The organism is Azospirillum sp. (assembly GCF_035627195.1).
GTDB lineage: Bacteria > Pseudomonadota > Alphaproteobacteria > Azospirillales > Azospirillaceae > Azospirillum.
Genome location: NZ_DASPMG010000409.1, coordinates 1 through 19,492 on the forward strand (window position 1 = coordinate 1; position 19,492 = coordinate 19,492).

Sequence of the window (19,492 nt, forward strand, 5' to 3'; positions counted from 1 at the left end):
GTTGATCGCCTTGTAGGCTTCGGCGATGCCGTCGAGGCTGTAGGTGTCGGTGGTCTTGGTGCCTCGCCCCGACACCGCCTTCATGACCAACGGCTTGCCCCTGCCCTCGCGCATGGCGGCGACGATGGCCTTGTCGGTTTCGGCGTCGCGGGCCCAGGCGGTCTCGTTGTCGGCGAACAGCTTGAAGCTCTTGCCGTTCACGTCCACCGTCGTGTCGCCGTCCTTCTTCATGCCGTAGCCGACGATGAAGCTGACCACGTCGAAGGTCTTCTCGCCCGGGCGGTGCGTGACCAGCACATAGATGTTGCCGCGCTTGGCCGCCGCCGGCTCCTTCTTCTTCGGCTGGCTGGACATGTAGCAGACCTTGTGCCCGCCCTCGTCGAAGGCGAAGGCGTTCCAGTCCTTGAAGGTGCCCAGCACCTTCGGCTCGGCCGCGGAGGCGGCGGCCGGCAGGACGGCGAGCGTCAGAGCCAGCGCGGCGGAAGCGGCGGCGCCGCGAATGGTGCGGTTTTGCAACATCGTTTTGCGGGTGCGAAATGGTTGAGGGTGCCGAGACACTATCCGAAATCGCCGCCGGTTTGAAGGGGGCGGCGTGAATCATATTTGCGGTGTCCGATCATTCGTTTTTGCACCGGCCGGTGATCCGATCCTGCACGCCCTGCGTAACATCGGGCATGAGACGAAGCTGCGCCGCGCAACCTGCACCACCCGATATTTCATGGCCTGCAAAGCAGTTGCGGCTTGTGCGGGCGCGCGCCTTCGCCTTCAATGCCCTTATGCAGGACCCACCACCACCGGCCGCGGAGGCGGCCTCGCTCGACGAACTGCTGCTCGCGGTGGGGCGCGACCGCGACCGGGCAGCCTTCGCCGCGCTGTTCGACCACTTCGCGCCGCGGCTGAAGGCGTACCTGCGCCGCCTGGGCTGCGACGGCGCGCAGGCGGAAGAGCTGGTTCAGGAGGTGATGCTGCTGGTGTGGCGCCGCGCCGAGACGTTCGACCCGGCGCAGGCCTCCGCCGGCACCTGGGTGTTCACCATCGCCCGCAACAAGCGGGTCGACGCGCTGCGCCGCGAACAGCGGCCGGAGATCGACCCGGACGACCCGGCCCTGGTGCCGGACCCGGTCGAAGCCGCCGACGTGCGCGTCGCCACGGACCAGACCAACCGCCGGCTGCGCGCGGCGCTCAAGGAGCTGCCGCCGGAGCAGGCCGACCTGCTGAAACTGGCTTATTTCGAGGACATGCCGCACAGCGTCATCTCGACCGAGCGAGGCATCCCGCTCGGCACCGTCAAGTCCCGCCTCCGTCTGGCGCTCGACCGCCTCCGCCGCGCGCTGCGAGAGCCGTCATGAGCCTGCCAACCCATCATCCCGGCGATGCGCTGCTGATGGACTACGCCGGCGGCTGCCTGCCGGAGCCGGCGGCGCTGGTGCTGGCCACGCACATGGCGCTGTGCCCGGGCTGCCGCCACGCCGTGGCGGAACTGGAGACCGTCGGCGGCGCCCTGCTGGAGGAGCTGGAGCCGGATCCGGTCAGCGCCTGCTGCCGCGACGCCGTGTTCGCCCGTCTGGACGAGGCCGCCGATCCAATGCCCACCCGGAATGCATCGTTGCGCCACCGGAACGAGGACCGGGCGAACGGCACGCCGCTGCTGCCGCAGCCGCTGCGCCGCTATGTCGGCGACGTGGAGCGGCTGCGCTGGCGCACCAAGCTGCCGGGCATCCAGATCGTCGACCTGCCGTTGAGCGGCGGGTCCGCCCGGTTGGTCCGCATGCGCGGCGGCGCCGCGGCACCGCGGCACAGCCACGAGGGCATGGAACTGGCGGTGATCCTGGCCGGCGGCTTCAGCGACTCCCTCGGCCATTTCCTGCGTGGCGACGTGGCGATCGGCGACGACAGCGTCGACCACAAGCCGGTCGCCGATCCCGAGGGCTGCCTGTGCCTGTCGGTCACGCTTGGCCGACTGCGCCTGACCGGTCCTCTGGGCCGCCTGATCGACCCCTTCGTCACCCTGTGATGCCCCCTGGCTGATGAGGCACCGCAGCCTGGCTCTATGCGCCCGGCTGCGATCGACTACCACACCTTGTGACATCCACCTCCTACACGCACAGGATGTACCCGTGCGGTGTTGGAAGAGCTTGCCCTCCCGCCGTTGCTCTGCTCCAACTACTCCAAAGCGCATACGCTCGCTCGCATGCGCACGGAACGGAGCATCGGAAACCGCCGCGTCAGTGCGCCGCGTAGTCCGGTGCAGGATGCACACCGGGGGATCACAATGGCGGCTCAGTCGGCGAACTTGGACACCTACACCGGCAACATTGCCATCGACAATCTGCTCAGCGGATCGAAGTGGGCGACCACCACGCTGACGTACGGCTTCCCGACCGCCGCATCGTCCTGGACCGGCTACGGCGGTGCCGACACGCAGCACCCGTACCAGGGCTTCTCGGCGGTCAACGACGGCCAGATCGCCGCCATCAAGGCCTCGCTCCAGGCCTGGGCCAACGTCACCAACCTGACCTTCGTCGAGGTGAGCGAGCCCGGCACCGTCGCCGACCTGCGCTTCGCCAATTCCAGCGTGCCGCCCACGGCCGAGGCTTATTTCCCATCCAACGATCCGACCGGCGGCGACGCCTGGATGGGGCCGCAGCACCAGGGCACGAGCTGGATCCCCGGCACCGACAACTACTCGACCATGCCGCACGAGATCGGCCACGCGCTGGGCCTGAAGCACCCGCACGACACCGGCGGAGGCGGCCAGCTGGACCCCAGCCTGGATTCGGTCGAGACCTCGATCATGAGCTACCGCTCGTACCTCGGCGCGTCCGTCAGCGGCGGCTACGTCATCGCCGAGGGCAGCTACCCGTCGGCGCCGATGATGAACGACATCGCCGCCATCCAGCAGCTGTACGGCGCCAACTACGGCTACAACGCCGGCAACACCACCTACACCTGGTCGCCGGCGACCGCGAAGGTGCTGGAGACGGTGTGGGACGGCGGCGGCATCGACACCTACGACCTGTCGGCCTACACCACCAGCGTCAGCGTCAGCCTGGTTCCCGGCCAGTGGACCACCCTGTCCTCCAGCCAGCTGGCCAACCTGAACAACGCCGACCCGTCGGTGGTGGCGCGCGGCAACGTCGCCAACGCCTACCTGCACAACGGCGACACGCGCTCGCTGATCGAGAACGCCACCACCGGCTCCGGCAACGACGCCATCGTCGGCAACGACGCCGACAACGTGGTGTTCGGCGGGGCCGGCAGCGACACGGCGTGGGGCGGCAACGGCAACGACCAGCTGTACGGCAACTTCGACAGCGACGTGCTGTACGGCGAGGCCGGCGACGACATCCTGTTCGGCGGCCAGGGCGGCGATCTGGTGTTCGGCAGCGTCGGCGCCGACCAGCTGTACGGCAACATGATGAGCGACATCGTCTACGGCGAGGCCGGCGACGATTCCATCTTCGGCGGGCAGGGCAACGACCAGCTGTTCGGCGGCCAGGGCAACGACTTCATCGCCGGCAATCTGGGCGACGACACCATGACCGGCGGCGCCGGGGCCGACCGCTTCGTCGCCAACGGCAACGACGCGGTGGCCGACTTCGACTTTGCCGAGGGCGACCGCCTCGCGCTCTCGGCCGGCGTGACCTATGCGGTGAGCGCCGCCAGCGGCGGCGCGCTGGTCACGTTCAGCACCGGCGCCACGGTGACGCTGACCGGCGTCAGCGCCACGCAGGTGACCGCCGGCTGGTTCACCACGTAACCGGCCGGGCCTGACCGGTCAGGCCGGTTCGCTGTCCATCGCGTCGCCGCGGGTGTGGGTGGCGGCGCGGCGGCGGCGGTCGGCGCGGTTGCGGATCTTCTGCTTGCCGTGCACGTGCTGCGGCGGCCCCTCGACCGGGCCGCCGGGGCGCACGGGGCGCTCGGCGAAGCGGCCCAGGCAGACCATGCGGTCGTACATGACCAGCGCCCCGGCCACACCGACGTTCACGCAGAACTTCATCGGGATCTTCACGATGAAGTCGCAGCGCTCCTGCAATTCCGGCGACAGGCTGCCGCGCTCCGGCCCCAGGACGTAGGCGGCGCGCAGCGGGTGGCGGAAACTCGGCAGCTCGACCGCGTCCTCGGTCAGCTCGACGCCGACCAGCGTGCAGTCCCTGGGCAGGGTCAGCGCATCGACACCGTCATGGATGTAGAACGGCAGGTGCTCCGGCGCGCCGGAGGTGTCGACGTACCCCATCTCCCGCACGTCCGGCGCCGGATCGATGGCGAAGAAGAAGGACGCGCCGAAGGCATGGGCGGTGCGCATCAGGTTGCCGACGTTGCCCGGCTTGCTGATCCGCTCGACCCCGATGGCGAAATATCCACGCATGGCTGACCGTTCCGACAAAACTGACCTGTCCGAGAGGCGCGCACCTTGCCCCGGCGGCGTTCCGGAGGCAAGTTCTCAGCCATGAGCCAGAATCACGAGCAGGGCTGCTGCGGCGGCCACCACCACCATCACCACGACCACCACGGCGCGGGTCCGGCCGAGGGCCGCGCCGACCTGTCCGGCCCGGCCGACGCCGCCATCGCGGTGGAAGTGACGCGCGGCGGCACGGTGGAATCGCTGCACCGCGCCCACGCCGTCATCGTCGACGCGCACGGCCGGGTTCTGGCGCGCTGGGGCGACGCCGACCGGCCGGTGTTCGCGCGTTCCGCCATCAAGGCGCTGCAGGCGATCCCGCTGGTGGAGACCGGCGCGCTAGACGCCTTCGGCCTGGGCACGGAAGAGCTGGCGCTCGCCTGCTCCTCCCACAGCGGGGAGCCGGTGCACACCGATCTGGCGGCGCGCTGGATCGCGCGCATCGGCTGCACCGTCGACGACTATGAATGCGGCGCCCACCTGCCCTACCACGAGGCGACGGCGCACGCGCTGCTCCGCCTCGGCGAGGCGCCGACCGCCTTCCACAACAACTGCTCGGGCAAGCACGCCGGCTTCCTGACCACGGCCCGGCATAAGGGCGAGCCGCTGAAGGGCTACGTCCGCTACGACCACCCGGTGCAGCAGCGCATCCTGGGCGTGCTGGAGCAGATGACCGCGCAGGACCTCTCGAACGCCCCCTGGGGCGTCGACGGCTGCTCGATCCCCACCATTGCCATTCCGCTGGGCGCGCTGGCCTACGCCATGGCCCGCATCGCCGACCCGCACGACCTGCCCGACCGCCGGGCGGAGGCGGTGACGCGCATCCGCGACGCCTGGGGCCGGCACCCGCTGCTGATCGGCGGCACCGGCACCTTCGACACCAAGCTGATGACGGCGGCCGGCGGCGCCGTGCTGGTGAAGGGCGGGGCCGAGGGCGTGGGCTGCGCCGTGCTGCCGGAGCAGGGTGTCGGCATCGCCCTGAAGGTGGAGGACGGCGCCGGCCGCGCCCGCGAGGTGGCGCTGGCCGCCCTGCTGCGCGCCGCCGACGCGCTGACCGAGGCGCAGTGGGCCACGGTGCCGGAACTGCTGGCCGAACCGATCACCAACCGCGCCGGCACCCGCGTGGGCGAGGTCCGCCCGGCCCGGGGATGGGCCGCCTCCAGGTAAGGATAAGGTCAAGGTTCGCAAGCGCGATCAAACGCCCTGCGGCTAGGGTGGCGGGACCGGAGGAACCATGACCAAGCCCGCCACCATCCTCGACTACAGCCGCCGCATCGACCGCGTGGTCGAGCACATCGGCACCCACCTGGACGAGCCGCTCGACCTCGCGCGGCTTGCCGAGGTGGCCTGCTTCTCCCCCTACCATTTCCACCGCATCTACCGGGCCTTCACCGGCGAGACGGCGGCGGACACGCTGCGCCGGCTGCGCCTGCACCGCGCGGCGGGGGAACTGGTGCGCAGCAGCAGCGAAGTAACGGCGATCGCCCGGCGGGCCGGCTACGGCAGCGTGGAGGCGTTCACCCGCGCCTTCCGGCAGGCCTACGGCAGCCCGCCCGCGGCCTACCGGACGCGCGGCAGCCTGGCTCCCCCGGCACCAACCATCGACGAAACGGAGGACTCCATGAACGACGTCACCGTCCGCGACCTCGAACCCATCCGCGTGGCCGCCATCGCCCACCGCGGCCCCTACATGGAGATCGGCACCGCCTTCGCCCGCCTGTCCGCCTGGGCGGCCGGGCGCGGCCTGCTGGGGCCGAACACGCGCGCCTTCGGCGTCGCCTACGACGACCCCGACACGGTGCCGGCGGCCGAGCTGCGCTCCGAGGCGTGCCTCGCAGTCGGACCGGAGGTGGAGGGCGAGGGCGACGTGTACATCCGCGAGATCCCCGGCGGCCGCCACGCCGTGCTGCTGCACAAGGGCCCGTACGCCGAGCTGCACCGCAGCTACCGTCGCCTGTACCGCGACTGGTTCCCGGCGAGCGGCTTCGTCCCCGCCGACCGCCCGGCGGTGGAGGAGTACCTGAACGACTGCCGCACCCTGCCGCCGGAGGAATGGCTGACGGAGATCCGCATTCCCTTGGCGTAAGCGGCAAAGTAGGTTGGGCCGACCGAATCCCGGCCCAACCGCGAGCCTCCCGCATGAGCATCGACGACCTGCGTGCCCAGTACGAAGCCTACCCCTACCCGGCGCGTGATCCGGCGGACGAGAAGAAGCGGCTGATCACCGGCTCGCCCAGCCACCTGGACGAGGTCAACCACTACGTCTTCGCCGGCCGTCTGGACCATGCCCGGCCGCTGGAGGTGCTGGTGGCCGGCGGCGGCACCGGCGACGGCACCATCATGATCGCCCAGCAGCTGGCCGACACCGGCAACCCGGGCACCGTCACCTATTTGGACCTGTCCGACGCCTCGCGCGCCATCGCCGAGGCGCGAGCGAAGGCGCGCGGACTGACCAACGTCCGCTTCCTGCGCGGCTCGCTGCTGGAACTGGGTGGGCTGGGGCCGTTCGACTACATCGACTGCTGCGGCGTGTTGCACCATCTGGACGACCCGCCGGCCGGGCTGCGCTCGCTGGCCGGCGCGCTGAAGCCGGGCGGGGGCCTCGGCATGATGGTCTACGCGCCGCTGGGCCGCACCGGCGTCTACCCGCTGCAGGCCGCGCTGCGCGCCATGACCGACGGGCTGAACCCGCAGGAGAAGGTGGCGCTGGCCCGCCGGCTGATCGCCCACCTGCCGCCCACCAACTGGATCAAGCGCAACCCCTTCGTCACCGACCACCAGGGCGCCGACGCCAACCTGTACGACCTGCTGCTGCACTCCTGCGACCGCCCCTACACGGTGCCGGAACTGGCCGATCTGGCGGCCAGCGCCGGCATGGCGATCACCGCGCTGATCGAGCCGGCACGCTACGACCCCGCCATGTGGGTGAAGGATCCGCGCCTGCTGAAGCGCCTCGACGGCCTGCCCTGGCTGGAGCGCGCCGCCTGGGCCGAGCAGGTGTGCGGCAGCATGAGCAAGCACATCGCCTACATGGCCCGCGCGGAGGACGCGGCGGGCGCCGTCGCCCGCCCGGACGGGCCGGAGGTGGTGCCGGTGCTGCGCGACTTCGACGGCCCCGCCATCGCCAAGGCCCTGCCCCCCGGCGGCACGCTGGAGGCGGAGCTGGCCGGTTCCGTCGTGCCCCTGCCCTTGCCGCGCCTTGCCGGCCCGATGCTGGCCCGCATCGACGGCCGCACCTCGCTGGCCGACCTCCACCGCCAGATCGAGCAGGCGACGGGGAGCACCATCGCCTGGGAGACGTTCAAGGCGCAGTTCGACCAGCTCTTCGCCGCGCTGAACGGCATCGGGAAGATGTACCTGCGGCGGCCGGAGGGTTGACAAACGTTGGGTTCTCGCTTCGCTCAACCCAACGTCGCCCCCTTGCACAAAAAGAAACCGCCGCCGGGTGCCCCCGGCGGCGGCAGGTTTTGGTCCAGGATGGGAGGGGACCGAAACGCTGTGCTCAGTGCTTAGTGGATGGTCTCGCCGTGCAGGGCGAGGTCCAGGCCGTCGCGCTCCACGTCCTCGTCGACGCGCAGGCCCATGATCACGTCCACCACCTTCAGCAGCACGGCCGTGCCGATCGCCGAGTACACGATGGTGGCGGCGATGCCGTAGATCTGCGTCCACACCTGACCGGCGTTGCCTTCCAGCAGGCCGGCGGTGCCGCCGATGGCTTCCTGGGCGAATACGCCGGTCAGGATCGCGCCGATGATGCCGCCGATGCCGTGCACGCCGAAGGCGTCCAGCGAGTCGTCGTAGCCCAGCATCTTCTTCAGGCTGGTGGCGGCCCAGAAGCAGACCACGCCGGCGACCGCGCCGATGGCCAGCGCACCCATCGGACCGACGAAGCCCGAAGCCGGGGTGATGGCGACGAGGCCGGCCACCGCACCCGAGATGATGCCCAGGACCGAGGGCTTACCCTTGGCCATCCATTCGGCGAACATCCACGCCATGCCGGCGGTGGCGGCGGCGACCTGCGTGACCAGCATGGCCATGCCCGCACGGCCGTCGGCGGCCAGGGCCGAACCCGCGTTGAAGCCGAACCAGCCGACCCACAGCATCGAGGCGCCGATCAGCGACAGCACCAGGTTGTGCGGCATGAAGTTCTGCTCGGGATAGCCCTTGCGCTTGCCGATGATCACGGCGGCGACGAGGCCGGCCACGCCCGAGTTGATGTGCACCACCGTGCCGCCGGCGTAGTCGAGCACGCCGTCCTTCAGCAGGTAGCCGCCCGGACCCCACACCCAGTGGGTGATCGGGGCGTAGATCAGCACCGACCACAGGCCGATGAAGATCAGCATGGAGGAGAACTTCATGCGGTCGGCGAAGGCGCCGGCCATCAGGGCCGGGGTGATGATGGCGAAGGTCATCTGGAAGACGACGAACACCGTCTCCGGGATCACGCCCGACAGGGTGTCCTTGCCGATGCCGGCCAGGAACATCTTGTCGAGGCTGCCGAAGAAGGGCGTGCCCTCGGTGAAGGCGATGCTGTAGCCGATCACCATCCACAGGATGCTGGCCAGGCAGCAGATCGCGAAGCTCTGCATCACGGTGGCCAGCACGTTCATCTTGCGGACCATGCCGCCGTAGAACAGCGCGAGGCCGGGGATGGTCATGAACAGGACCAGCGCGGTGGCGGTGATCATCCACGCGGTGTCACCGGCGCTCAGCGTCGGCGCGGGGACGGCAGCGGCGGCGGCAGCGGCGGCGGCCGCATCCTGGGCAAGGGCTTCGCCAGGCAGACCGGCCAAGCCCAGAGTCACCGCCATTATCGGTGCAGCAAGAAGGGGCAGACGGCTCATCGAGGCTCCTCTCTCTCCAAAATCGCTCCGGCCCGGTTCGGTCCCCCTCCGGATTTTCCCGGATCAGGTGGCGGGCGGGGCCAGCTGGACCCATCTCTTACAAATCCCGTGCCAAGCCCGAATGCCCCGGAATCGGTCAGGTTGTGCCGGTGCCTGCACACCACCTCAGGTGCCCACACCCCGAGTCTCGGGCCCCATTTGCACAAGGAATGTGCAGAATTCAGGCTCGGCCGCGCGGCCTATGCGGCGGATTCCCTTATCGGAGGAGGCAATTCACCGTTTGGGGAGGGTTGTCGGCGCCTCTCACGCGGGCTCTGTCTAAATTTTGTGCACATGCCTGCGCCTCTTCCCGCGCCGGCCGTTCCCCGGGGGCTGCGGCGCACCGCCTATGGCCCGGCCCCGCGTTTTATGGCACCGTCACGTCTGCGCTGGCCCGTGGCCGGCGCCGTACGTGGGGACGGCCAAAAAAGCAAAGCCTGATAAGGAAGGGAGAGCGTCCTGACCATGCTCGACAAACGGGATCTGCGATTGGCGCCGCGGCGCGCGGTGGCGCTGGTGCTTGCCGGCGGGCGCGGCAGCCGCCTGAAGCAGCTGACCGACCGCCGCGCCAAGCCGGCCGTCTATTTCGGCGGCAAGTTCCGCATCATCGACTTCGCCCTGTCGAACTGCATCAACTCCGGCTTCCGCCGCATCGGCGTGCTGACGCAGTACAAGTCGCACAGCCTGCTGCGCCACCTCCAGCGCGGCTGGGGCTTCCTGCGCGGCGAGATGAACGAGTTCGTCGACCTGCTGCCCGCCCAGCAGCGCATCAGCGAGACGGCGTGGTACCAGGGCACGGCCGACGCCGTGTACCAGAACCTGGACATCATCCGCGCGCACGAGCCGGAGTACATCCTGATCCTGGCCGGCGACCACATCTACAAGATGGACTACGGCGCGCTGCTGCTGGACCACATCGCCAAGAAGGCCGACCTGACGGTGGCCTGCATCGACGTGCCGCGCGAGCAGGCGACCGGCTTCGGCGTCATGCACATCGACGAGACGCACCGCGTCGTCGACTTCATCGAGAAGCCGTCCGACCCGCCTGCCATCCCCGGCCGGCCCGACCGATCACTGGCCAGCATGGGCGTCTACGTCTTCAACGCCGAGTTCCTGTACGAGCATCTGGAGCGCGACTTCAACGAGCCCGGCTCGTCCCGCGACTTCGGCAAGGACATCATCCCCTACCTCGTCCCGCGCGCCCGCGTGATGGCGCACGACTTCGCCGAATCCTGCATCCTGCAGACGCCGGGCGACGAGCCCTACTGGCGCGACGTCGGTACGCTCGACGCGTACTGGGAGGCCAACATCGACCTCACCCGCGTCACCCCGGCGCTGAACATGTACGACCGCGACTGGCCGATCTTCACCTACCAGGAGCAGCTGCCCCCGGCCAAGTTCGTCTTCGACGACGAGGACCGGCGCGGCATGGCCGTGGACAGCCTGGTGTCGGGCGGCTGCATCATCTCCGGCTCGGTGGTGCGGCAGTCGCTGCTGTTCAGCTCGGTGCGCGTCAACTCCTACAGCGAACTGAACGAGTGCGTGGTCCTGCCGGAGGTCGACATCGGCCGCCACTGCCGCCTGTCCAAGGTGGTCATCGACCGCGGCGTCGAGATCCCCGAAGGGCTGGTGGTGGGCGAGGATCCGGAGGCGGACGCCCGGCGCTTCTACCGCACCGAGAACGGCGTGTGCCTGATCACCCGCGAGATGATCGACCGCCTCACGATCGAAGAGGCGAAGTAAGCCGATGCGCGTCCTCTTCGTCACGCCGGAGTGCTTTCCGCTGGTCAAGACCGGCGGGCTGGCCGACGTCAGCGCCGCCCTGCCCGCAGCCTTGATCCAGGCCGGCGTCGACGTGCGCCTGCTGCTGCCGGGCTACCCGGCGGTGCTGGAGGGGCTGTCGAACATCCACGAGGTGGGCGACCTCATCACCGACCTGCCGGGCACGGAGCGCGCGCGGCTGGTGGTGGGGCGCATGCCGGACGGCACGCTGGCCTACGCGCTGGACGCGCCGGCACTCTACCTGCGCCCGGGCAATCCTTACACGGGGCCGAACGGCAAGGACTGGCCGGACAACGCCCAGCGCTTCGCGGCACTCTCCTGGGCGGCGGCCGGCTTCGCCGCGCCCGAGCCCTATGACCCGTGGTGGCGCCCCGACGTCATCCACGCGCACGACTGGCAGACGGGGCTGGTGCCCGCCTACCTGAAGACCCGCCCCGACCGCTTCGCCGGCCCCTACCGGCCGGGCACGGTGGTGACCATCCACAACATCGCCTACCAGGGCCACTTCGGCGCCCATCTGCTGGGCGAGCTGAAGCTGCCGTCGTCCTGCTATTCCGTGGACGGGGTGGAGTACTACGGCGGCCTCGGCATGCTGAAGGCCGGCTGCTACTACGCCGACCGCATCACCACGGTCAGCCAGACCTACGCGCACGAGATCCAGACCGACGACCAGGGCATGGGCCTGCAGGGCCTGCTGGCGGCGCGTGTCGACGATCTGCGCGGCATCCTGAACGGCGTCGACTACGGCATCTGGGACCCGCGCACCGACACGCACATCGCCACCAACTACGACCCCGACCACATGGCCGGCAAGGCCGACTGCAAGACCGAGCTGCAGCTGGCCTTCGGCCTGGAGCGCCGCGCCGACGCGCCGCTGGCCGTGGTGATCAGCCGCCTGACCTGGCACAAGGGCCTGGACCTGGTGCTGGAGGTGGCCGGGCAATGGGCGGCGATGGGCGGCCAGCTGGCCGTGCTGGGCACCGGCGAACCGGGCATCGAGGCCGGCTTCCGCCACCTCGCCGACTGGTTCCCGGGCAAGGTCGGCGTGCGCATCGGCTATGACGAGGGGCTGTCGCACCGCCTGCAGGCCGGCGGCGACATCATCCTGGTGCCGTCGCGCTCCGAACCCTGCGGCCTGACGCAGATGTACGGCCTGAAGTACGGCACCCTGCCCCTGGTCCGCCGCACCGGCGGCTTGGCCGACACCATCATCGACGCCACACCCGCCGCGCTCTACGACGGTGCCGCCACCGGCTTCAAGTTCGTGAACTGCACCGCGCAGGAGCTGCTGTTCACGCTGCGCCGCGCCTTGGCGGTGTACCGCCGTCCCGACCAGTGGGACGCCATGCGCCACCGCGCCATGACCCGCGACCTCGGCTGGGACCGCCCGGCGCAGGAATACCTGGAGCTGTACCGGGGGATTACGGCGGAGGGGTGATGGGCAGGTAGGGGCCGTACAGCCACTTGGCGAAGGACAGCCAGCCCGGAAGCTGGTTGGGGTCGATCCCCTTCAGCGCCAGCACCGCGTAGCCGAGGCTCACGCCCAGGGTCGCCAAGGTTACGATGGTTCGCAGCCGGGTGACCAGACGCAGGATCGTGAGGTCATTGCGGTCGGCGGCGCCGGTCAGTTCATAGGACCGGTGGGCCTTTTCGCTGAAGCCCCAGACGAATGCGGTGAGAGCCGCGCTTGCAACCCCGCCCCACTGCCAGGGCGCAAGATTGCGCAAGTCGAAGGCCAGCAGGTACATCAGCGTCGGAGCCTGGGGGAAGGCGTTGCGAAGCGCAGCCCAGTCGGACCAGAGAAACGTGCTGATGACGACGCTTACGACGACCAAAGCCGCCGCGACCCGGCTGAAATCCTCCATGCGCCCGCGATGGAGAAGGCTGACCCACACACGGTCACGCTCCTTGGATTCCGCGTGCGGCCACGCGAGATAGGCCAAAGGGAAATAAAACCAGAACGTTGATTTCAAGCTCCAACGGTAGAGCAGCGCTGGCATAAATAATATAGGAGCCACGACAACGAAACCGCAAATTTCAACAAAGTTCTTTGTCTTCCTAAATCGATTAATAGCAGCCTCAAATGTTAGTATTTTACCAGAAAATGAGGCGCCAGGCACCAATTCTGGCGGACGAGTGAAATCGACTGCAACAATCGTATGCTGCCAATTCCTGTGGAAGCTCCGCAAGCCTGATATAATGTGGCGAAGAGTAGCCGTAACGCGGACTGCCAATGATCGCATCCACATACCAAAAGAAGCATACGGCACAAGCACCAATAAAGTTAATACCCCAAATACATTTCCCCAATTCGCTACCACTACTACCCCCGCTCCCATCACCACTCCTGCCGCCACTCCCGCCGCCAATCCCGCCACCGCAACCGCTCCCGCCGCCACTCCCGCTCCTGCTCCGGCTCCCACCACCGCTGCCAGAACCGCTACCGCTTCCGCTACCACTTCCGATTCTGCCTCCCATCCCTCTACCGCTGCCCCTATTGTGATTCCTACCGCTATCGCTCCATAGACGGTGACGAGGCCGGTTACTAGCGCACGCCAGAACAGGGGCGGGCCAGAAATCTCCGGCAACCACAGGGTGGACAAGCCGAAAGCAACCGCCGCCGCGCTCCCGCCGCTCAGCAGAACCATCAGCCAAAACCGCTTCGGCGTGCCATACCGGGTAATCTTGGTTTCGTCACTCCAATACGCCTCGAACAACTCGACGCCGAGCTTTGTCGACTCGGGCGAGCGCAGCAGCAGCAGGGGGGCGACCAGGATGCTGACGAGAAGATGGACGTGGGTGTCGAAGGCCCAGGCGATTCCCCAATAGGCGGCAACGGCCAGGACGGTTTCCGCCATCGCGAGCGCCGAAGCCTCACCCTTGTTGACCGATTCCGGTGTGGACACCCAGCGCATGACGGCAACCGCAAGACAGTTCATTCCCGCGCCAGTGTACCCATCCACCCCGCGCCACACCATCCGAAGGTGCTATACCACGACTCGCCACCCGTCAGCGTGCCATCGCCTCCGGGGAACGGCACCCTTCCCGATGCTATCCTGTGATGATAGGATACGCCCGGTCAGCCCCCGCCCGCCGGACGGAGTTCGCGTTGAGCGATGCCGAGCACACGTTGGAGTTCCTGCTGGCCTTCGACGGGCAGGTCCATCGCCTGGAGGGCGGTTTCTGGCTGAAGTTCGAGATCAAACGAGCGGCGGCGACGACCGAAAGGCCGCACGGTCTGCGCTATTCCTTCACCTTGCACGACGAGACGGGGAAGCGGCTGATCGGGTTCGACAACGCGCACGGGGTGGCCCCCGCCGGATCGCGGTTCTCCCAAAGGGTGGCAGCCACCGATCATTGGCACCGCACCGAGGACGATCCGGGCCGCCCATACCATTTCATGAACGCCGAGCGGCTGGTGGCCGATTTCTTTGGGGAGGTGCGCCGCGTGCTCGGGGAACGGGGGCTGGCGCTCACGGTGGTTGACGTGGAGGAGGCATCGCGATGACGGCGGTCAAGATCATCGGCCTGGATCGGCTGGAGGCGGACATGCGCGCCGTGGCGCGGGGCGAGCGCGCCGCGCCCGACTACGCCGGCACCACCACCTGCAACTCCGTGGAGGCGCTGACGCGATTGCTGACGCCGGAAAACCGGCGCCTGCTGGCGACCATCCGCGACGGCCGGCCGCAATCCGTTGCCGACCTCGCCCGGCTCACCGGCCGCGCGCCGTCGAACGTCACCCGCACGCTGGACAAGCTGGCGGCGGCCGGCCTCGTCACCCTGCGCACGGAGGATCGCCGCCGCGTGCCGGCGCTGGCCGTGCGCCGCATCCGCATCGAGATCGACCCCTGTGCCGACGACGACCGGCTGGACGTGGCTTGATCCCCCCCTTCCTCATTGCGTCAAACCCCCGTACGCCCTATGTTCCGGGCACATTTCAGCGCTCCCGGGTTCCGATGACCGACCTCTCGCACATCCGCAATTTCTCCATCATCGCGCACATCGACCATGGCAAGTCGACGCTGGCCGACCGGCTGATCCAGCTGTGCGGCGGCCTGGACGCCCGCGAAATGCGCGAGCAGGTGCTCGACAGCATGGACATCGAGCGCGAGCGCGGCATCACCATCAAGGCGCAGACCGTCCGCCTGCTCTACAAGGCCAAGGACGGGCAGCAGTACACGCTGAACCTGATGGACACCCCGGGCCACGTCGACTTCGCCTACGAGGTATCGCGCTCGCTGGCCGCCTGCGAGGGCTCGATCCTGGTGGTCGACGCCTCCCAGGGCGTGGAGGCGCAGACGCTCGCCAATGTCTATCAGGCGCTCGACAACAACCACGAGATCATCCCCGTCCTCAACAAGATCGACCTGCCGGCGGCCGAGCCCGACCGCGTCAAGCAGCAGATCGAGGACGTCATCGGCCTGGACGCCTCCGACGCCGTCGAGATCTCCGCCAAGTCCGGCCTGAACGTCGACGCCGTGCTGGAGGCCGTCGTGCAGCGACTGCCGGCGCCCAAGGGCAACGCGGACAGCGAGCTGAAGGCGCTGCTGGTGGATTCCTGGTACGACCCGTACCTGGGCGTCGTCATCCTGGTGCGCGTGGTGGACGGCAAGCTGAAGGTCGGCCAGAAGGTCCGCTTCATGGCCACGGGCAGCGCCCACGACGTGGACCGCGTCGGCGTGTTCACGCCCAAGGCGCTGCTGACCGGCGAGCTGGGGCCGGGCGAGATGGGCTTCATCACGGCGGCCATCAAGGACATCACGCAGACCAAGGTCGGCGACACCATCACCGAGGAGCGCAAGCCCGCGGCCGAGCCGCTGGCCGGCTTCAAGCCCTCCATCCCCGTGGTGTGGTGCGGCCTGTTCCCGGTGGACGCCGCCGACTTCGAACGCCTGCGCGACAGCCTGGGCAAGCTGAAGCTGAACGATGCCAGCTTCCATTACGAAGCCGAAACGTCCGCCGCGCTGGGCTTCGGCTTCCGCTGCGGCTTCCTGGGCCTGCTGCACCTGGAGATCATCCAGGAGCGCCTGGAGCGCGAGTTCAACCTGGATCTGATCACCACCGCGCCGTCGGTGGTCTATAAGCTGCACATGACCAACGGCAAGGTGCAGGAACTGCACAACCCGGCGGACATGCCCGACGTGATGAAGATCGATCACATCGAGGAGCCGTGGATCAAGGCCACCATCATGCTGCCCGACGAGTACCTGGGCGGCGTCCTCCAGCTGTGCACCGAGCGGCGCGGCCAGCAGATCGAACTGACCTACGCCGGCAGCCGCGCCATGCTGGTCTACCGCCTGCCGCTGAACGAGGTGGTGTTCGACTTCTACGACCGCCTGAAGTCGATCAGCCGCGGCTACGCCAGCTTCGACTACCAGATGGACGGGTACGAGGAAGGCGACCTCGTGAAGATGTCGATCCTGGTGAACGCCGAGGTGGTGGACGCGTTGTCGATGATCGTCCACCGCTCCCAGGCCGAGCGTCGCGGCCGCCAGCTCTGCGAGCGCCTGAAGGAGCTGATCCCGCGCCAGCTTTTCAAGATCGCCGTGCAGGCCGCCATCGGCGGCAAGATCATCGCCCGCGAGAGCATCAGCGCGATGCGCAAGGACGTGACCGCCAAGTGCTACGGCGGCGACATCAGCCGCAAGCGCAAGCTGCTGGACAAGCAGAAGGAAGGCAAGAAGCGCATGCGCCAGTTCGGCCAGGTCGAAATCCCGCAGAGCGCCTTCATCGCCGCGCTGAAGATGGGCGACGAGTAAGGACCGCCGGCGCGGAGCGAAGGGGCCGCCGGCCCCTTCGCTCCAACGGGCGCCAACCTGCAATCCGCCGTTCACACCACCAGCATCCCCGCGATCGTCCACATGACGCCGCCGATGGCCGCCTCCAGCGCGCGCCACGTGGCCGGCCGGGCGAACACCGGGCGCAGCAGGCGGGCGCCGTAGCCCAGCGCGAAGAAGAACGCGAAGGACGCCGTCACCGCCCCCAGCGCGAAGGCGCCCTTCGCCCCCGCGAACTGTGTGGACACCGACCCGATCAGCACCACCGTGTCCAGGTAGACGTGCGGATTCAGCCACGTCAGCGCCAGACACGCCGCCAGCGTGGCGCCCAGGCCGGCCGGCACCGCCTCCGCCGGGCGCAGCGCCGCGCCCGACGCCACCGCCGCGCGGAAGCTGCGCAGACCGTACGCGAACAGGAACGCCGCCCCGCCCCAGCGCGTCGCCGCCTCCAGCCACGGCGCGCGGGCGCTGGCCTCGGCGAAGCCCGACACGCCCGCGGCGATCAGCGCCGCGTCCGACAGCGCGCAGGCGAGGCACACCCACAGCACGTGCTCCCCGCGCAGTCCCTGGCGCAGGACGAAGGCGTTCTGCGCGCCGATGGCGACGATCAGGCCCAGCCCCAGGAACAGGCCGGAGGCGAAGGCGGACGGCACGGCAAACGGCATGGCGGACAGCATGGGCGGCCCCTTTTCATGTTCGGGTCCGCTTCCGCTACCACGCCCACCTGGATTAGCATCGTTAAAGATCCTTGACTCGATTCAGCGTTGCTAATCCATGTTGGACTATGCCCTGCTCGCCGCGCTGGCGGCCGTCATCCGCACCGGCAGCTTCGAGCGCGCGGCGCAGCAGTTGCACGTCACCCCCTCCGCCGTGTCCCAGCGCGTGAAGCTGCTGGAGGAGCGGGTGGGCACGGTGCTGGTGGTGCGCGGTCAGCCCTGCACCGGCACCCCGGCCGGCCAGCGCCTGTGCCAGCACGCCGAGCGCGTGGCGCTGCTGGAGAGCGAGCTGCACCGCGACCTGCCGGGCCTGGAGCCCGCCGCCACGCCGGTGACGCTGCGCGTCGCGGTGAACGCCGACAGCCTCGCGACATGGTTCGTCGCCGCCATGGCGGAGGTGCCGGACTGCCTGTTCGACCTCGTCCTCGACGACCAGGACCACAGCGCCGACTGGCTGCGCCGGGGCGAGGTGCTGGCCGCCGTCACCGCCCACGCCAAGCCGGTGCAGGGCTGCGACAGCTCGCCCCTGGGTGCCTTGCGCTACATCGCCACGGCCAGCCCCGCCTTCGTCCGCCGCCACTTCCCCGACGGGCCGAACGGCGAGATGATCGCCCGCGCCCCCTGCCTGACCTTCAACAGCAAGGACCGGCTGCAGGCGCAGTGGCTGCACCACGCGCTAGGCACGGAGGCGACGCCGCCCACCCACTGGCTGCCCGCCTCGCAGGCCTTCGTCGACGCGGCCCTGGCCGGCCTCGGCTGGGGCATGAACCCGGAGGTGCTGGTGGCCGATCACCTGCGCGCCGGGCGGCTGGTGGCGCTGATGCCGGACCGGCCGCTCGACGTGCCGCTGTTCTGGCAGCGCAGCCGCATCGCCAGCCGCACCCTGGCGGCGCTCACCGCCGCGGCGCGCCGCGTGGCGCGCGGCGTGCTGGTGCAGCCCTACCCGTAGACGAACCAGTCGGCCGAGACCTGGCTGGCGGTGATGCCCTTCAGCGTCAGCATGTCGCCGCCCAGGTCGATGACGGCGTCGCCGGTGGCCGAACTGCCGATGGTGTAGCCGACCCGGTCGGCCAGCATGATCCGGTCGCCCTCGCTGGCGCGGAAGTCCATGACCATGTCGGACGCGAAGCCCGGTTTGAACACGAAGGTGTCAGACCCGGCCCCGCCGGTCAGGACGTCGTCGCCGCGGCCACCGTTCAGCGTGTCGTTGCCCAGGTTGCCGGCCAGCACGTCGTGGCCGACCGGGTCGCTCTCCGGATCGTCGCCGTACACCACGTCGTCGCCCTGGCCGCCGAACAGCGTGTCGTTGCCGGTGCCGCCGAACATGATGTCGGTGGCCATGTTGCCGTACATCTCGTCGCCGGCGTCACCGCCGTACAGGGTGTCGCCGCCCTGCCCGCCGAACAGCGTGTCGATGCCCGCCTCGCCGTACAGGAAGTCGGAACCGAAGTTGCCGTACAGGACGTCGTTGCCCGCGCCGCCGTACAGGCTGTCGTCGCCATAGTTGCCCGACAGCGTGTCGGCGCCCAGCCCGCCGACAAGGCTGTCGTATCCCGTACCGCCGGTCATCAGGTCGTTGCCTCCGGTGCCGGTGGGGGCGTTCAGCGGCATCGGGCTGCTCAGCGTCAGCGTCACGCTGCCATAGGCCGAGGCGTCGGCGCTCGACACCTGGAACAGGTAAGTCCCGGCGGTGGGAACGTACAGATTGATCGTGGAATCGTGCGTACCGTTGTAGTCGTCGTTGGCCGAACCGGTGGCGCCCGTGCTGCCGATGGCCGTCAACGTCGGGTTGACCAGTGTTCCGCCGCTGCCGTCCACACCGGTCGCGGAAATTTTATAAACGTATCCGGCACGAAGAGAACCTTCGTATGTAATGGTTCTTTCCGTCTGCGAGATGAGCGAAGTGGCGAAGCCGCCGTTGCTTACGTAGAT

At 68.9% G+C, this 19,492-nt stretch carries 18 protein-coding genes; 12 read left to right on the plus strand and 6 right to left on the minus strand.

Features of this window, described 5'->3' with window-relative positions:
• Positions 1-519 (minus strand): invasion associated locus B family protein (locus VED21_RS35230; RefSeq protein WP_324890587.1); only part of this gene is annotated, 519 nt, incomplete at its 3' end.
• A gap of 257 nt (positions 520-776) precedes the next feature.
• On the opposite strand from VED21_RS35230, the gene VED21_RS35235 reads away from it, so the two are divergent.
• The 3 genes from VED21_RS35235 (at position 777) to VED21_RS35245 (ending at position 3,760) form a co-directional block, all read left to right on the plus strand.
• A complete protein-coding gene (locus VED21_RS35235; RefSeq protein ID WP_324890624.1) occupies positions 777-1,349 on the plus strand; it encodes a sigma-70 family RNA polymerase sigma factor in 573 nt (190 codons plus the stop codon).
• Complete coding sequence (locus tag VED21_RS35240) at positions 1,346-2,014, plus strand: ChrR family anti-sigma-E factor (protein WP_324890588.1); 669 nt, start codon at positions 1,346-1,348, stop codon at positions 2,012-2,014. Before VED21_RS35235 ends, VED21_RS35240 begins: the two co-directional genes overlap by 4 nt.
• 258 nt (positions 2,015-2,272) lie before the next feature.
• Positions 2,273-3,760, plus strand: a complete 1,488-nt coding sequence (locus tag VED21_RS35245) for a M10 family metallopeptidase (RefSeq protein ID WP_324890589.1) — start codon at positions 2,273-2,275, stop codon at positions 3,758-3,760.
• An 18-nt stretch (positions 3,761-3,778) separates the two neighbouring features.
• Here the strand turns inward: VED21_RS35245 and VED21_RS35250 are convergent, their stop codons facing one another.
• Positions 3,779-4,369 carry an RNA methyltransferase gene (locus tag VED21_RS35250; protein WP_324890590.1) on the minus strand — a complete coding sequence of 197 codons (591 nt, stop codon included), beginning with the start codon at positions 4,367-4,369 and terminating at the stop codon, positions 3,779-3,781.
• Positions 4,370-4,450: 81 nt separating this feature from the next.
• Between VED21_RS35250 and VED21_RS35255 the strand changes: the two genes are divergently transcribed.
• The 3 genes from VED21_RS35255 to VED21_RS35265 all read left to right on the plus strand — a co-directional run bounded on the left by VED21_RS35255 (position 4,451) and on the right by VED21_RS35265 (position 7,780).
• A complete protein-coding gene (locus tag VED21_RS35255) occupies positions 4,451-5,569 on the plus strand; it encodes an asparaginase (RefSeq protein ID WP_324890591.1) in 1,119 nt (372 codons plus the stop codon).
• Between the two features lie 67 nt (positions 5,570-5,636).
• A complete protein-coding gene (locus VED21_RS35260) occupies positions 5,637-6,488 on the plus strand; it encodes an AraC family transcriptional regulator (RefSeq protein ID WP_324890592.1) in 852 nt (283 codons plus the stop codon).
• 53 nt (positions 6,489-6,541) lie between these two features.
• Positions 6,542-7,780 carry a class I SAM-dependent methyltransferase gene (locus VED21_RS35265; protein WP_324890593.1) on the plus strand — a complete coding sequence of 413 codons (1,239 nt, stop codon included), beginning with the start codon at positions 6,542-6,544 and terminating at the stop codon, positions 7,778-7,780.
• 131 nt (positions 7,781-7,911) lie between these two features.
• Here VED21_RS35265 and VED21_RS35270 read toward each other — a convergent pair whose 3' ends face one another.
• Positions 7,912-9,246 carry an ammonium transporter gene (locus VED21_RS35270; RefSeq protein ID WP_324890594.1) on the minus strand — a complete coding sequence of 445 codons (1,335 nt, stop codon included), beginning with the start codon at positions 9,244-9,246 and terminating at the stop codon, positions 7,912-7,914.
• 504 nt (positions 9,247-9,750) lie between these two features.
• Here VED21_RS35270 and glgC point away from each other — a divergent pair.
• The gene (gene glgC, locus VED21_RS35275) at positions 9,751-11,028 is read left to right on the plus strand and encodes a glucose-1-phosphate adenylyltransferase (protein ID WP_324890595.1); all 1,278 of its coding nucleotides are present in this window, start codon (positions 9,751-9,753) and stop codon (positions 11,026-11,028) included.
• Positions 11,029-11,032: 4 nt separating this feature from the next.
• Positions 11,033-12,505, plus strand: a complete 1,473-nt coding sequence (gene glgA, locus VED21_RS35280) for a glycogen synthase GlgA (protein ID WP_324890596.1) — start codon at positions 11,033-11,035, stop codon at positions 12,503-12,505.
• Here glgA and VED21_RS35285 read toward each other — a convergent pair.
• Positions 12,489-13,982: a hypothetical protein gene (locus VED21_RS35285; RefSeq protein ID WP_324890597.1), complete on the minus strand. Its 1,494-nt coding sequence runs from the start codon at positions 13,980-13,982 to the stop codon at positions 12,489-12,491. The genes glgA and VED21_RS35285 overlap by 17 nt on opposite strands.
• 194 nt (positions 13,983-14,176) lie before the next feature.
• Between VED21_RS35285 and VED21_RS35290 the strand changes: the two genes are divergently transcribed.
• The 3 genes from VED21_RS35290 to lepA all read left to right on the plus strand — a co-directional run bounded on the left by VED21_RS35290 (position 14,177) and on the right by lepA (position 16,826).
• A complete protein-coding gene (locus VED21_RS35290) occupies positions 14,177-14,575 on the plus strand; it encodes a toxin-antitoxin system TumE family protein (protein ID WP_324890598.1) in 399 nt (132 codons plus the stop codon).
• A complete protein-coding gene (locus tag VED21_RS35295; protein ID WP_324890599.1) occupies positions 14,572-14,949 on the plus strand; it encodes a helix-turn-helix domain-containing protein in 378 nt (125 codons plus the stop codon). The genes VED21_RS35290 and VED21_RS35295 overlap by 4 nt, the downstream gene beginning before the upstream one ends.
• Before the next feature lie 74 nt (positions 14,950-15,023).
• Positions 15,024-16,826, plus strand: a complete 1,803-nt coding sequence (gene lepA / locus VED21_RS35300; protein WP_324890600.1) for a translation elongation factor 4 — start codon at positions 15,024-15,026, stop codon at positions 16,824-16,826.
• 71 nt (positions 16,827-16,897) lie between these two features.
• Here the strand turns inward: lepA and VED21_RS35305 are convergent, their stop codons facing one another.
• On the minus strand, positions 16,898-17,521 hold the full coding sequence (locus tag VED21_RS35305) for a LysE/ArgO family amino acid transporter (protein WP_324890601.1): 624 nt from the start codon (positions 17,519-17,521) through the stop codon (positions 16,898-16,900).
• A 97-nt stretch (positions 17,522-17,618) separates the two neighbouring features.
• Here VED21_RS35305 and VED21_RS35310 point away from each other — a divergent pair, with 97 nt between their 5' ends.
• On the plus strand, positions 17,619-18,509 hold the full coding sequence (locus tag VED21_RS35310) for a LysR family transcriptional regulator ArgP (RefSeq protein ID WP_324890602.1): 891 nt from the start codon (positions 17,619-17,621) through the stop codon (positions 18,507-18,509).
• On the opposite strand, the gene VED21_RS35315 is transcribed toward VED21_RS35310, so the two are convergent.
• Positions 18,500-19,378, minus strand: coding sequence for a calcium-binding protein (locus tag VED21_RS35315; protein ID WP_324890603.1), 879 nt, complete (start codon positions 19,376-19,378; stop codon positions 18,500-18,502). The genes VED21_RS35310 and VED21_RS35315 overlap by 10 nt on opposite strands.
• Positions 19,379-19,492 lie beyond the last annotated feature (114 nt).

Excerpts from the sequence above, each read along its gene's own strand:
- VED21_RS35235 (WP_324890624.1), top strand. The coding sequence starts at position 777 with ATGCAGGACCCACCACCACCGGCCGCGGAGGCGGCCTCGCTCGACGAA.
- VED21_RS35240 (WP_324890588.1), top strand. The coding sequence starts at position 1,346 with ATGAGCCTGCCAACCCATCATCCCGGCGATGCGCTGCTGATGGACTAC.
- VED21_RS35245 (WP_324890589.1), top strand. The coding sequence starts at position 2,273 with ATGGCGGCTCAGTCGGCGAACTTGGACACCTACACCGGCAACATTGCC.
- VED21_RS35250 (WP_324890590.1), bottom strand. The coding sequence starts at position 4,369 with ATGCGTGGATATTTCGCCATCGGGGTCGAGCGGATCAGCAAGCCGGGC.
- VED21_RS35255 (WP_324890591.1), top strand. The coding sequence starts at position 4,451 with ATGAGCCAGAATCACGAGCAGGGCTGCTGCGGCGGCCACCACCACCAT.
- VED21_RS35260 (WP_324890592.1), top strand. The coding sequence starts at position 5,637 with ATGACCAAGCCCGCCACCATCCTCGACTACAGCCGCCGCATCGACCGC.
- VED21_RS35265 (WP_324890593.1), top strand. The coding sequence starts at position 6,542 with ATGAGCATCGACGACCTGCGTGCCCAGTACGAAGCCTACCCCTACCCG.
- VED21_RS35270 (WP_324890594.1), bottom strand. The coding sequence starts at position 9,246 with ATGAGCCGTCTGCCCCTTCTTGCTGCACCGATAATGGCGGTGACTCTG.
- glgC (WP_324890595.1), top strand. The coding sequence starts at position 9,751 with ATGCTCGACAAACGGGATCTGCGATTGGCGCCGCGGCGCGCGGTGGCG.
- glgA (WP_324890596.1), top strand. The coding sequence starts at position 11,033 with ATGCGCGTCCTCTTCGTCACGCCGGAGTGCTTTCCGCTGGTCAAGACC.
- VED21_RS35285 (WP_324890597.1), bottom strand. The coding sequence starts at position 13,982 with ATGCGCTGGGTGTCCACACCGGAATCGGTCAACAAGGGTGAGGCTTCG.
- VED21_RS35295 (WP_324890599.1), top strand. The coding sequence starts at position 14,572 with ATGACGGCGGTCAAGATCATCGGCCTGGATCGGCTGGAGGCGGACATG.
- lepA (WP_324890600.1), top strand. The coding sequence starts at position 15,024 with ATGACCGACCTCTCGCACATCCGCAATTTCTCCATCATCGCGCACATC.
- VED21_RS35305 (WP_324890601.1), bottom strand. The coding sequence starts at position 17,521 with ATGCTGTCCGCCATGCCGTTTGCCGTGCCGTCCGCCTTCGCCTCCGGC.
- VED21_RS35310 (WP_324890602.1), top strand. The coding sequence starts at position 17,619 with ATGTTGGACTATGCCCTGCTCGCCGCGCTGGCGGCCGTCATCCGCACC.